The sequence below is a fragment of the Acinetobacter sp. WCHAc010052 genome, from assembly GCF_002165295.2.
GTDB lineage: Bacteria > Pseudomonadota > Gammaproteobacteria > Pseudomonadales > Moraxellaceae > Acinetobacter > Acinetobacter chinensis.
On record NZ_CP032143.1, the window covers coordinates 2947978 to 2961637 of the forward strand.

Annotated in this window: 11 protein-coding genes; 4 read left to right on the forward strand and 7 right to left on the reverse strand. The window is 42.8% G+C overall.

All coding sequences use genetic code 11. The features are described from left to right. Positions 1-145: 145 nt before the first annotated feature. Entirely contained in the window at positions 146-1024 is an 879-nt protein-coding gene (locus CDG61_RS14390; RefSeq protein WP_087550589.1) for a lysophospholipid acyltransferase family protein, read from the forward strand. A gap of 134 nt (positions 1025-1158) precedes the next feature. Further along, complete coding sequence (locus tag CDG61_RS14395; RefSeq protein ID WP_087550588.1) at positions 1159-2055, forward strand: glycosyltransferase family 2 protein; 897 nt, start codon at positions 1159-1161, stop codon at positions 2053-2055. Between the two features lie 25 nt (positions 2056-2080). On the opposite strand, the gene CDG61_RS14400 is transcribed toward CDG61_RS14395, so the two are convergent. The 4 genes from CDG61_RS14400 to CDG61_RS14415 all read right to left on the reverse strand — a co-directional run bounded on the left by CDG61_RS14400 (position 2081) and on the right by CDG61_RS14415 (position 5603). After that, positions 2081-2857, reverse strand: a complete 777-nt coding sequence (locus tag CDG61_RS14400) for a glycosyltransferase family 25 protein (protein ID WP_087550587.1) — start codon at positions 2855-2857, stop codon at positions 2081-2083. 7 nt (positions 2858-2864) lie between these two features. After that, a complete protein-coding gene (locus CDG61_RS14405) occupies positions 2865-3629 on the reverse strand; it encodes a glycosyltransferase family 25 protein (RefSeq protein ID WP_087550586.1) in 765 nt (254 codons plus the stop codon). Then, positions 3626-4624: a Stealth CR1 domain-containing protein gene (locus tag CDG61_RS14410; RefSeq protein ID WP_087550585.1), complete on the reverse strand. Its 999-nt coding sequence runs from the start codon at positions 4622-4624 to the stop codon at positions 3626-3628. Before CDG61_RS14410 ends, CDG61_RS14405 begins: the two co-directional genes overlap by 4 nt. A gap of 202 nt (positions 4625-4826) precedes the next feature. Continuing rightward, the gene (locus CDG61_RS14415) at positions 4827-5603 is read right to left on the reverse strand and encodes a glycosyltransferase (protein WP_087513142.1); all 777 of its coding nucleotides are present in this window, start codon (positions 5601-5603) and stop codon (positions 4827-4829) included. Positions 5604-5888: 285 nt separating this feature from the next. On the opposite strand from CDG61_RS14415, the gene CDG61_RS14420 reads away from it, so the two are divergent. Both CDG61_RS14420 and CDG61_RS14425 read left to right on the forward strand, forming a co-directional pair. After that, the gene (locus CDG61_RS14420; RefSeq protein ID WP_087513141.1) at positions 5889-7058 is read left to right on the forward strand and encodes a nucleotide sugar dehydrogenase; all 1170 of its coding nucleotides are present in this window, start codon (positions 5889-5891) and stop codon (positions 7056-7058) included. Continuing rightward, positions 7055-8077 (forward strand): NAD-dependent epimerase, encoded by a 1023-nt coding sequence (locus CDG61_RS14425; RefSeq protein WP_087550584.1) that lies wholly within the window; start codon positions 7055-7057, stop codon positions 8075-8077. Before CDG61_RS14420 ends, CDG61_RS14425 begins: the two co-directional genes overlap by 4 nt. 151 nt (positions 8078-8228) lie before the next feature. Here the strand turns inward: CDG61_RS14425 and CDG61_RS14430 are convergent, their stop codons facing one another. The 3 genes from CDG61_RS14430 to CDG61_RS14440 all read right to left on the reverse strand — a co-directional run bounded on the left by CDG61_RS14430 (position 8229) and on the right by CDG61_RS14440 (position 13310). Then, complete coding sequence (locus tag CDG61_RS14430) at positions 8229-9155, reverse strand: branched-chain amino acid transaminase (RefSeq protein WP_087513139.1); 927 nt, start codon at positions 9153-9155, stop codon at positions 8229-8231. 35 nt (positions 9156-9190) lie between these two features. Beyond that, on the reverse strand, positions 9191-11935 hold the full coding sequence (glnE, locus tag CDG61_RS14435) for a bifunctional [glutamate--ammonia ligase]-adenylyl-L-tyrosine phosphorylase/[glutamate--ammonia-ligase] adenylyltransferase (protein ID WP_087550583.1): 2745 nt from the start codon (positions 11933-11935) through the stop codon (positions 9191-9193). 97 nt (positions 11936-12032) lie between these two features. Then, positions 12033-13310 carry a sensor histidine kinase gene (locus CDG61_RS14440; RefSeq protein ID WP_087550582.1) on the reverse strand — a complete coding sequence of 426 codons (1278 nt, stop codon included), beginning with the start codon at positions 13308-13310 and terminating at the stop codon, positions 12033-12035. Positions 13311-13660 lie beyond the last annotated feature (350 nt).

The window sequence follows — 13660 nt, forward strand, 5'->3', positions numbered from 1 at the left end:
TATCAAAAAAATAGATATTTTCGTTGAGCACTTTGAATTAAATTACACTGTTTTACTGTGTTACAGCACAACAACCACGACTGTCTTTAAGTCAAAAGAAATTTTACAGTAGAATAAAGTCATTAATTTTTTAAACCGTTGATACATGAGTTTACTGTCTATCTTCCGCTTTACTCCAATGCCTGCACTGAGAGCTGTTGCCAGAACAGCTGCCAGCATCATCAACAGTCAGAAAGATAAGGGAATGTTATGGAAGTCCCGTGTCAATATTGCGCTGTGTTATCCGACACTGAGCACAGATGAACAGGAACAGCTGGCACGCAGCAGCGTTGTGCACCAGTGTCTGAGTTATGCTGAATCGCTCAAATGCTGGGCTATGCCAACAGAGTGGAATATCCGACAGATTAAAAATGTACATAACCTGAGTATTCTTCAGGATGCATTGAATGACCCCAGAGGGGCTTTGATTATTACACCGCATCTGGGCAACTGGGAAATCATGAATCCATGGGTACATCAGTACGGCACACCCACCATTATGTACAAGCCTATAGATAACCCCACAATGGAAACCTTTGTGCGTAAAGCCCGTGAACGTCTGAATACCACTATGGTTCCGACAGATGCAAATGGTGTTAAAGCGCTGTTTAAAAATCTGAAACAGGGTGGATTCAGCGTAATTCTCCCCGATCATGTGCCTCAGCCTTCTGGTGGTATTCCCTCTCCGTTCTTTGGAATTCCAACTCTGACCAGCACTCTGAGCTCAAAACTTGCGCAAAAAACACATTGCCGTCTGATTTCAATGGTCTGTTTAAGACGGGCTGAAAATGATGGCTTTGATATTTACATTGAAGATATAGGGACTGAAGAGATGTATAGTCGGGATACTGAAACCGCTGTAGCAGAACTGAATCTTGCCATCGAAAAAATGATCAACCGCTGTCCTGAACAGTATATGTGGGGATACAAAAGATTCCGCGGTACAGCTGAAACCCGGAATCTTTATTCGGCAAATCATGGATAACTCCTTTCACAGATACTGACATCTTCAGGTTATATTTCGTTCTGAGTACGTATCATGAGCTTAATTTTCCTGAGGTGTTTACAAATATGTTAATCTCTGACTATCACTGAAACTCTGTATCAAACTGCCCGCTCATGCAACTTTCCATACTCATTGTGAATTACAATACCGAAAAATTTATAGAGCAGTTCCTGCTGGATCTGACTCAACAGACACTGCCTCATTCTGAATATGAAGTCATCATTACCAATAACGTACAGAACAGCACACTCCACGATACCCTGCAGCAAAACAGCTCACTTGAACAGATTAGTTTAAAAATTATTGCTTCTGAAACCAATATCGGTTTTGGTCGCGCCATGAATCTTGCTGCATCACATGCACAGGGCGAGCATCTGTTAATTGCCAATCCTGATCTCAGAATGCTGCAGAATGACTATCTTGAAAAACTTCTGAATCAGGCTGAGACTTATAATAATTATGGCGTGATAACCACTCAGCAAATCAATGATGATCAGAAAGACACCTCTGAATATCATCAGTATGAATTTGGACATACGATTCCAGCAACTGAACAGTCTTCTGAAGCAGTATGGTTCTGCGGTGCTCTCATGCTGCTGAAAAAATCTGTCTATGAAAAAATTTCCGGATTCGATCCAGATTTTTTTATGTACTGTGAAGATGAGGATCTTTGCTTAAGAGTTAAAAAGTTAAATCTGCCACTGGTTAAAATTAACGAATTAAAAATTTATCACAAAGGTGGTTCCAGCGAACCTTTAAAAAACTATGCGTTTTATCACCGCTGGTTCAGATCACAGGTTTTATTTGCATATAAGCATTATCCTGAGAGTGAGTTTCAGCAACTTCTGGAAAAACTTGAAACCCGATCCCGCAAAAAATCTTTTCTTTATTATCTTTTAAGCTTTACCGGAAACAAAAAATATATCAGCCGTAAAGAAAAATGGGCAGCTATGCTTGACTGTGTCCGTAAGACAAGACAGGAGTCTGTGGAATGGCTCTACTTTAAGTAAAGCCATCTTCAGCGAATTTTTATATCTAGCGGAACTCAATACTTTTTTTGAACAGAAAGGTATTGAGCTGACTCCAAACCCTTTTGAGCTCACGCACCAGCTTCATTAAAGGTGTACGGGCTTCACTTTCAGACTTCCGGCGTACCACCCTTTGTTTCTCAAGCGTACTGCCAAAATTATCATTTTTATTTTCAATCAGATAACTCTGCATACAAAGTGCAGGCTGTAACTGATAGAGACCTGAAAAAAGATCAGCATGATAAATTTTATCAAAAAGAATATGATCCAGTGGTTCAGTAATCCTGTGTTCTTTCAAAATGGCAAGCAGGCTTGCAGCGGCATATCCAGACAATATATAACCCGCCGCTCCCAGGTGTCTTGAGCGCAGTTCATACATACTCCGCCCATCTGCCAACTCACTGACCCTGTTTCCCAGAATGGCTTTTTTAGAAAATGCTTCGAGCTTAATCACATCCCATCCCGACTGAATCCATTCTGCATCATTCAGAAACTGTGCTGCATTTTCTCCAAGGTAGACATCATCTTCAAATACAGCCAGATAAGGAATATTCTCATCCACCATTTTTTTCCAGATAGCAACATGGCTCATAAAGCACGCCAGTTCACCTGGTGAAAGCAGCTGCTCGTCGACTTTCAGCTGCATTTTTTCTGCAAGAGGTGCAGCCAGATCAGGCGTCAAAGCATCAAAAAACTCATACTTAACCAGTTGCTGTGAAAACTGCCGTTCAATATGTTCTCTGCGCTCTGTTGCCGTTTTTAAACTGATAACTAAACTTTTCATGCTTCAATTACTGACCTGTCAATAAATGCTTAACGGCATAGATACGGTCACGCCACATCCGTTTCTGCTTTTTCAGCTCGTACGATGAACTGCGGTTTTCTTTCTGTTTTCGGGAAATACCCTGTGAAGCCACTGTCCCCAGAATGTCACTGTCCAGACCTGCAGGTCTGACCAATGCAGGCCATATACCCAAGCCCTTACCATTTTTACTCAGCCAGGTCTGGAAAAAAATATCTACCGGCATGGTCATGGTTCTACCCTGACGGACAAACTCCTCAGCACCTTTTCTGGACCAGATCAGTCCCAGTCCCCGAATCGGGAAATAATAAGCATGCCAGAGACTGTGCTCTCCAATCTGAGTCACATCTCTGGACAGTTTTTTCTTCTTTGCAGCAATATTGATCAGATACCAGTCCAGTTCTGGATGGGTATGCAGATAATCAAGCAACGCATCCAAGGTGGTTTTAAATTCTGAAGTGATTTTCATATCATCTTCAAGAACCACCAGATAATCAGCATCCGATTTCAGGAATTTTTCAGCACAGCCATAATGACTCAGATAACAGCCCAGTTCAGAATTGAGCAGGCTTCTGCCAATCAGACGCTGAGTTTCAGCAACATCATGATTTTCAAAATCAGCTAATGCTTTGCCACGACCGTCATAAGCCGAAAAGCGCTGAAAAGGCCAGTTAACATCATTTAACTGTGCAGTTGCTCTGGCCAGTCGGTCATCACTGCCATCCAGATTAATCAGATAAGTTTCAACTTTCATGCATGATTTCCTGCTGCGTCAAATGAAAGAACGGATGCCGGCAAAAAGTCACCCAGTTTATTGATCATTGCCTGACGGATCTGTGCTGCCGGTTCAGGCTGTAACTGATCCAGACTTTGGATACAGCCATACAGAATATTTTCGTTTTCTGTGGCCTGAATAAACTGCTGCACACTGGCTTCATTTTTCAGATATGCCAGATCCAGATCAGCTTTCAGCACCGCCTGATCTGCCTGAATTTTCAAATGATTCATCAGTGTGACAGGATTAATCTGCTCCACACTTCTGAATCTGAATTTAATCTGTGTTTCAAGCCGTTCAGGGTGTGTCAGCAGATAATCTTTCAGTATGTTCCGATCAATAATGTGCGGATAATGGTGTATCTCAAAAAACCTGTTCATGCCCAACACGTCTGCGCTCAGCATCTGAGCAATCATATGTTTAGGCTGGACAGGCTTTCCTGTCTGTCGCTGTAGAAACTGACGGTATTTCAGCTTCAGTTTCAGGGCAAAATTACTCTGCCAGTGACCATAAGTCACAATCTTATGATTTTCAAGAAAATTTTCGACTTTTGCAGGCGCATTAAAGAAAAAATCATCATTCAGGTAAATAAAATAATCAGACAGCCCCTGAATATTCCACAGCATGGATTCAATCGAACGGGTATTGAACGTTGGCAGATACTGGGCATAACCTGCAAAAATTTCCTGATGATCAACAACACGGATTTTATCGGCAGCACAGAGTCCCTGCTCTGCAAATTCATCAATAAATGCAGGTCTTTGCTGATCAGTTACAACATAAATATTTCGACAAAACGGTACATATTTCAAAATAGACGCAATATTGAAATAAATTTCATCATTACTGGCAAATCGGGTGTCGCTGACTGCATCAGATGGATCTTCGCCGGTCAGGAACTGATGACGCTTGCGCTTTAAAGCCTGATCATTTCCATCTACCCATGCAATCACAATATCAACTGGCTGCACCATTTCACCTCTATTACCCATTCTGAAACAACAAACCTCACAGCAACCGGATCATCTGTATCCGCCTTTTGTGTATGAGGATATGCATCTGTATTTTTAGAGCCCGAAGGTATGTATCAGATACCTCAGGTCAAGTCTGCCAGACTGTCCATTTCTGAATCATGATCATGATGCAGAAACGATGCATTATCTGACTGCTACAGCATCACTGCCATGCTGCTTTAATCCAGTCTGACGGCAGAACATAGCGGTACCATTTCCCACCACCACCATTAATGGCATCAGGTGGGTTGATTTCACCATGAAATATAATGATTTTGACATCTTTCGGTTTAACCGGTGGTTTGAAATACGCCATTGGGATTTTCTGGAGACAATGATACTTGTAGCTTTTACACCAGCTGTCAGGCCAGTAAGACAGCTTTTTCTCACGGTCTACATACCAGGACAGATAAGCCTGCTCATTACGGAATTTTTCGCGGATTTCATCGAAATGCTCACGGAAATACGGCATCAGCCCAGGGAAAGCCCCCAGTTTAAAACGGTATACCGAACTGTTACCTGTAATCCGCCATGGACGTTTCCAGTCATGAATAATCAGGAAGTCTCCGGGATGCGTAAAAAAACTGTCAATGTTATCTACAATCACCACATCCAGATCCAGGAACAGCGCATTGCCTGTCAGTCCATACAGATCGGGTTCAAATGTGGACAGTTTATTCCAGCCACGCTCAGGGCTGCCCGGTGGTAAATCCAGAGGAGGAATAGGAAAGCATTTTACTTCAGGCACAATACCTTCGGTACGGTCAGTCAGGCAGACGAGCTGAAAATCGACAGTCGTATGTCTTTTCACCATATTATAAAGGCGGTTGACATACTCTGCGCCATATTTGGTTCCCCATTTCATGCACAGCACAATATTCTGATTCTGCGTCTGCTGTTCTGAACCTGGGGACAGAATTTCATTTTCATTTAAAGACATGTCTGACCATCCATCATTTTTACTCTGCCATCATACCATCAGTCACAAAAAGTTACTGTACTGGTTTATGTTCTGCACAGCATCTCAGCTACAGGATTATGATATTATGCTGTCATATCTCATCCCACATGCTTTACTTTGAATATCAGGTCTATAAACGCCTTCATTCAGAATGACAGCCTGCGCACAGCTCATGCAGAGATGACATGCTGATATATCATAAAACATGACAGGGAAACTTTTATACTATCTGGTTCCTGGAACCTATCTCAACATCGGGTTTTTATGAAAATAGCAATTGCCGGTACAGGTTACGTTGGATTGTCCAATGCCATGATATTTGCACAGCACCATGAAGTTGTTGCGCTTGATATTGTGCCAACGAAAGTCGAGATGCTGAATAATCGGATATCCCCGATTCAGGATGAAGATATTTCTGATTTTCTGAAAAATAAAAAACTGAATTTTAAAGCCACGACAGATCAGCAGGAGGCTTATGCCCATGCTGACTTTATTATTATTGCAACACCAACCGATTACGACACCCGAACCAATTATTTTAATACGCAGAGCGTTGAAAATGTGATTCAGGATGTCATCAAGATTAATCCTGATGCGGTCATGATTATCAAATCCACTGTTCCTGTGGGCTTCACTAAAAATATTAAAGAACAGTTCAACACCTCCAACATTATCTTTTCTCCAGAGTTTCTGCGTGAAGGAAAGGCGCTGCATGACAACCTTTATCCATCACGGATTATTGTCGGAGAAAAATCTGAACGCGCTGAGACCTTTGCTCAGTTGCTGATTGAAGGTGCGATCAAAAAAGACAGCCCTGTACTTTTTACAGATTCGACCGAAGCAGAAGCAATTAAGCTGTTTGCCAATACTTATCTTGCCATGCGAGTTGCTTATTTCAATGAACTCGATACTTATGCGCAGATGTTTGGACTGGATACCCATCAGATTATTGAAGGGGTCTGTCTGGACAGCCGTATCGGAAAACACTATAACAATCCATCATTTGGTTATGGCGGTTACTGCCTGCCAAAAGACACCAAACAGCTGCTGGCTAACTACAATCACGTTCCAAGCAATCTGATCCAGGCGATTGTGGATTCCAACCGCACCCGTAAGGACTTTATTGCAGATTCTATTATTGCCATGAATCCATCTACAGTCGGTATTTTCAGACTGGTCATGAAAAGTGGTTCAGACAATTTCCGGGCTTCCGCCATTCAGGGTGTGATGAAACGTCTGAAAGCCAAAGGAATTGAAGTGATTGTCTATGAGCCTGCGCTCAGCGAATCTGAGTTTTTTAAATCAAAAGTCATCAACGACATTGAACTGTTCAAAAAGTCCAGTGATGTCATTGTGGCAAACCGCCTGACATCTGACTTAACGGATGTACAGGACAAAGTGTATACACGGGATATTTTTGGAGGAGATGAATGAAAGTTTTAGTCACAGGTGCAGCCGGATTTATTGGCTTTCATGTCTCAAAAAAACTGATTGAACGTGGCGACAGCGTTGTCGGGATTGATAACTTCAATGATTATTATGATCCAGCACTGAAAGAAGCCCGTGTTGCCTGCTTAAATGAGACCGTACAGCGTTCATCAGGTTCATTTACTTTAATCCGCGGCAATATTGCAGATAAAAACCTGATTGATGAATGTTTTAAAACTCACACTTTTGACCGTGTGATTCATCTGGCAGCTCAGGCGGGTGTCCGTTATTCACTGGAAAATCCATTAAGTTATGTGGAAAGCAATATCGTTGGTTTTACCAATATTATTGAAGCCTGCCGTTACTCCAAGACACCACACCTGACCTACGCCAGCACCAGCAGTGTTTATGGGGCAAACACCAGTATGCCGTTCAGTGAAAAGCACGGTGTAAATCATCCTGTTCAGTTCTATGCTGCGACCAAACGGGCAAATGAACTTATGGCTCACAGTTACAGTCATCTGTTTGGTCTGCCAACAACAGGACTGCGCTTCTTTACCGTGTATGGTCCATGGGGTCGTCCAGACATGGCGCCATTTAAATTTACCAGAAATATTATTGAAGGCAAAACTATTCAGGTTTATAACCACGGCAATCACAGCCGTGACTTCACTTTTATTTCAGATATTGTTGAAGGTGTGATCCGCTCCAGTGATCAGATTGCTCAACCTAACCCTCAATGGGACAGCAATCATCCAGATCCTTCCACAAGCTATGCGCCATTCCGTATTTTCAACATTGGCAATAACTCTCCTGTTAAATTAATTGATTTTATTAATGCGATTGAAACATCAACAGGAAAGACTGCGATTAAGGAATTACTGCCTCTGCAGCCTGGCGATGTTCAGGACACCCTGGCCGACAGTACCGCTTTACAGCAGGCAGTGGGTTATAAGCCATCGGTATCTGTTGAAGATGGTGTGCAGCAGTTTGTAGATTGGTATCGTGAGTTTTATAAGATATAAACAGGTTTCTCTCCAGGGAGAAACTGACAGGGTTCCTGGATAAAACGTCAGGAACCCATTAAAACTGAATCTTAAAACATCTCATAAATTAAACATAAAAAAAGGATCCCTGTTTTATAAAAACAGGGATCCTTTTTCAGCATTCAGCCACTTATTTTACATAAGTCAGCCAGTGTGCATATTTAGGGTCTTTGCCCTGAACTGCATCAAAGAATGCTTTCTGAATTTTTTCAGTGATCGGACCACGTGTACCTGAACCGATTTCACGGTCATCATATTCACGGATTGGAGTGACTTCAGCAGCAGTACCGGTAAAGAATGCTTCATCACCAATATAGAATTCATCACGGGTAATACGGCGTTCAACCACTTCATAACCCAGATCTTTCGCAATGGTAATAATCGTCTGACGGGTAATACCATCCAGCGCGCCACCAGCGATATCAGGCGTATGTAAAACACCATCTTTCACCAGGAATACGTTTTCGCCAGAACCCTGACAGACATAACCCTGTGGATCCATCAGCATAGCTTCATCATAACCAGCCTTAGCCACTTCCTGATGTGCAAGAATGGAAAGCGTATAGTTACCCGCAGCTTTCGCTTTACACATGGTCACGTTAGGGTGATGGTGTGTAAATGATGAAGTTTTAACGCGGATACCCTTCGCCATTGCTTCATCACCGAGGTATGCACCCCAGCTCCATGCAGCTACAGTTGCATGAATGGTGTTGTCAGTCGCAGCAATACCCAGTTTCTCTGAACCAATGAAAATGATTGGACGTAAGTAGCAGGACGCTAATTTATTTTCACGAACCACATCTAACTGAGCCTGTTCCAGTGTCGCCTGGTCAAAAGGAACTTTCATCTGATAGATTTTTGCAGAATTCAACAAACGCTTTGTATGATCCTGGAGACGAAAAATCGCGGTACCATTCGGGGTTTCATAAGCACGGACACCTTCAAAGACACCCATACTGTAATGTAAAGTATGAGTTAAGACGTGGACTTTTGCCTCACGCCAGTCAACCATTTGTCCATCTTGCCAGATAAAACCATCACGATCAGCCAAGTTCATGGCGCACACTCCAAATTTTTATATACAGTCATTACCTATCCAGCTACAGAAGTTGCACCTGGATCAATTAATCTTTGCCATAACTTGCAAACTACCTCTCTGGTGTCGAACCACTCTGCGGCACTGACCTGCATCGTTTGATTGGCAAGTGCCAGACGGTGGCTCTCGGCTCGTTCACTTAGATAAGCTTGAATCAATGCTGTCGCGTCGTCGCTGGATAAGCAACCTGCTTTTGCGGCGTCTTCAAGGATTCGTACATTGTCGGAATAATGGGCGAGATCAGGATTCGACCCACTCCAGGCTAATACAGCATACTGTGCCATAAATTCGATATCAACGATACCACCCGCATCCTGTTTTAAATGAAAAATCCCATCTTTTTGCTGCTCTTTGGAAGAACCCAGATGATCTTTCATTTTCTGACGCATCTTCAGTACTTCTTCGCGGACATGAGCTTCTTCCCGAGGCTGGGTCAGAATCTGACACCTTAAAGATTCAAATTTTTCGATTAAATCTTTTGCTCCTGCAATGGAGCGGGCGCGTACAAGTGCCTGATGTTCCCATAACCATGCACTTTTCAGCTGATACTGCTCAAATGCTTTCAGACTGGTCACCAGCAGACCCGCTTCTCCAGATGGTCTTAGACGGGTATCAATTTCATACACCCGACCATCCAGTGTCTGTGTGGTCATCAGAGACATAAATTTCTGTGCCACACGCATGGCAAATTCAAAACTGCTGATCGGCTTCATTCCATCGGTGTCACTTTGTTCATCCATATAATGAATAAAAACCAGATCCAGATCTGAGCCATAACCAAGTTCAATACCACCGACTTTTCCATACCCGATCACACTGAAAGCCAGCTGATCCAGTGAACAGCGCTGACCATCGGCATTGACTGGATATCCATGTTTTTTTGCTGTGATCTGATAAGCCAGCTGCAAGGTGGCATTGACCGAAACTTCAGCAATATCAGTCAGTGCATCAGACACTTTCATGAGCGGGCTTTCAGCCAGTACATCACTTGCTGCAACCGTCAGAACATTGGATTTTTTAAACAGTCGCAGTACCCGCATCAGGTCTTCCACTTCATCCAGTTCTATACGCAGCAGCTGTTGGCGTAATGAGTCTTCCAGATCTTTCCGTTTTGGCAGTTCAAAATCCATGGAAAGAAACTCGTCCAGCAATACGGGATAATGCGTCAGTTCCTCACAGATCCACGGGCTGACGGTTGCCATTTTCACCAGACGCTGTAATGCCCCCTTACTTTCGATCAGCATCACCAGATAAACCGTTCTGCGCAGCACCGATTCCACCAGTGGCATGAGACGGAGTAAAGCAACCTGAGGTTTGTCTGACTGCAGAATGGCTTCAATCAGATGAGGCCAGAATTCCTTTAAACGCTGTACGGCTTTGGCAGGTAATTTTTTAATGGCATGCCCATACCAGAACTCATGAACCAGGTTTTTGGCACTATCATCCAGCACATCATTCAACTGACTTTCAAGCTGACTGAAACTCTCTGTTGGAGATTCAAGTCCTTTTTCCTTGATCAGATGCTCAAACTGAAAAGTGACCTTGCGACGTTTCTGATTTAAAAACTCAAGGAAACTGTCCCAGTCAGCAAAACCCAGGGTATCGGTAATCCGTTGACGTAATTCAGGTTCACTCGGAAGTGACTGTGTCTGCTGATCATTCAGTGCCTGGATTGCATGTTCAACACGGCGCAGGAACAGATAGGCATCTTCCAGATCCAGAACAGACTGATGATCCAGCAATCCAACTTCCCCCAAATGACGCAGACTCACCAGACACTGACGATCCTGAAGTTCAAGTTTTGAACCACCGTAGATCAACTGGAACACCTGAACAATAAATTCGACTTCACGGATTCCACCCGCGCCCAGCTTAATATCATCCGCAATATTACGACGAGCCACTTCACGCTCAATCATGGCTTTCATTTCACGCATCGCTTCAAAAGCGGTGTAATCGACATACTTACGGAACACAAATGGACGCGTCATACCGAGTAAGTCATCGCCTACTTTTCCACCCGTGATAATACGCGCCTTGATCCAGGCATAGCGTTCCCATTCACGCCCATGCTGACTCAGATATTTTTCCAGTGCGACATGACTGATTGCCAGAGCAGAACCGTCTCCCCACGGGCGCAGGCGCATATCCACACGGAAGACAAACCCATCTGCCGTAATATGATCGAGCAGATAAATCAGCTTCTGCCCCCAGAGAATACAGAACTGCTGGATCTCTATACATTTACGCCCGCTGGTTTCACCCTGTTCATCAAAGGCAAATATCAGGTCAATATCACTGGATAAATTGAGTTCCTGTGCCCCCAGTTTCCCCATACCAATAACAATAAGATCCTGAACTTTACCGCTGTAACTGACAGGCTCACCATGTTTGGCAATCAATGGCTGAAGTGCAAATTCTTTAGCAACAACTATGCTCGCATCGGCAAAATCAGAAAGCTCGCGGGTTAATGTCACCACATCGGTCAGCTGATTGGCATCCTGCCAGATCCAGCGGAACATCAACCGTGCACGAAGTACCCGCAGCTCTTTCATCCATAGCTGCTCATCCTGAATGCCATCAAGCACTTCATGGACATACTGCTGTATCTGTGTTGTGGAAAGATGCTGCTGAAACTGATCGAATGCATAATCCTGTTCCAGTATAGGTTGATGCAGGCTCAGTACCTGTTCTGCATATTGACTGGCGCGTAATGTTTTTTTTAACTGTTCTGCATTCATTAAGGGAAAAGCCCGTACATCAGATATATCTCAAAATATATCATCTGCCCCGACTAAATAAAGCCTGAAATTTATTATTTTAATTCCTGGTGCTGAATCAGTCAGATCTGGAATATCTGACCATCAGCTCCGTATTTGCAATAGTCTGATGACCACTGGTCGCAGGTGGCAGTGTAACGGTAAACTGAGTTCCCCATCCTTCCTGAGAAGAAACACTGATGTCACCCTGATTCAGATCGACAAAACGCTTACACAGTACCAGTCCAAGTCCCGTCCCTTTTTCACCTGAAGTTCCTTTCAGACTGACATTCAACTGCGGTTCAAAAATATTCTGAATCTGAGATTCAGTCATACCAATTCCAGTATCATGAATTTTAATCTGCACCACACCATTCACATTTGCAGCGGAAACCGTCACTTTTCCAGAACCATCTGTATGTGTAAATTTCAGCGCGTTGGAAACCAGGTTCTGAATAATGGATGTCACCATATTGATATCTGCATGGACTTTTAAGTCATCTGGAACCAGGTCTATCAACTGAATATTTTTCTGAACAGCAAGCGTGTTTAAAACATTGCTGACAATCCGTGTCGTCTGTTTCAGTTTAAAATTGATCGGATGATAAACAAAACGACCACCCTCAGCCATTGCCCAGTTCAGCAGATTTTCAAGCAATGTATAGGTGGATTCAGCCGTATCATGCAGATAATCAGCAATATTCTGAATACTGTCCTCATCCAGTGTCGCCCGCTCTTCTGCCAGTACCTCTGAAAAGCCAAGCAAACCATGAAATGGTGCTCTTAAATCATGTGCAATAATCTGAAAAAATTTAGTTTTACTGAAATTCAGTGCCGACTGCTGTTCAAAGCGTTCTTTTAATTCTTCATAGTCTGCATTCATTTCAATAATTTTAGCCAGTCCCTGTGCAAATTCCTGGACCAGCTCAATACTTTCATCATCAAAACTTACAGTACCGTCATCATAAAAAGACACCTGTCCAATTGACTGTTTATTACTGAGTTTCAGGTCAAAACAGATCAATCGTTCATGGTCCACACCCAGATGATCAATATGTTTGGAAAATTCCTCATAATTCCAGTGGCGGGAATCAACAAATGGCGCACCCTGAAAATAAGGAAGTAATGATGCTTCTTCGTGTGCATGTAAAGCTTTGAAGCCAGCAGCAGATGACAGCCAGACATAAGGTTCTTCAGGAAATGCCAGAATTGCATTCTTCACATTCAGTACTTTCCGACCAATTTTCAGAAACCGTTCAATACTGTTTTCATTACTGAATACACCCAGCAATAATGAAACTTTACAGGCACTCAGTTGCTCTGTTCCAGCACCCACTTCCAGCAGCTTTAATCTCATCATCGCCTCTTACAGTGTTGTATTCAATTAAAACCAACTGAATCAGTTAACTTAATTATCAAACTTACGGAGTAAACTCAATAACCTTCTGATAAAAATAATATATTTTGCTGAGCTTTGATTTAATCTGCCTATAAAACAGTATCTGTATACAACCAACCCGGCTTTATCGTTATTCCACTATACATCATTGATGATTTATTAAACTACATCCTGTCCGGATCCAGACATAAATAACCATTTTTGATTTTTCTGGATACTCAGGATTAAAAACATGAATACATCTTTTGAGTAGAACTGAATATATAGCCATAAAAAAACCCCTGATCATTTGTGCAGATCAGGGGTTT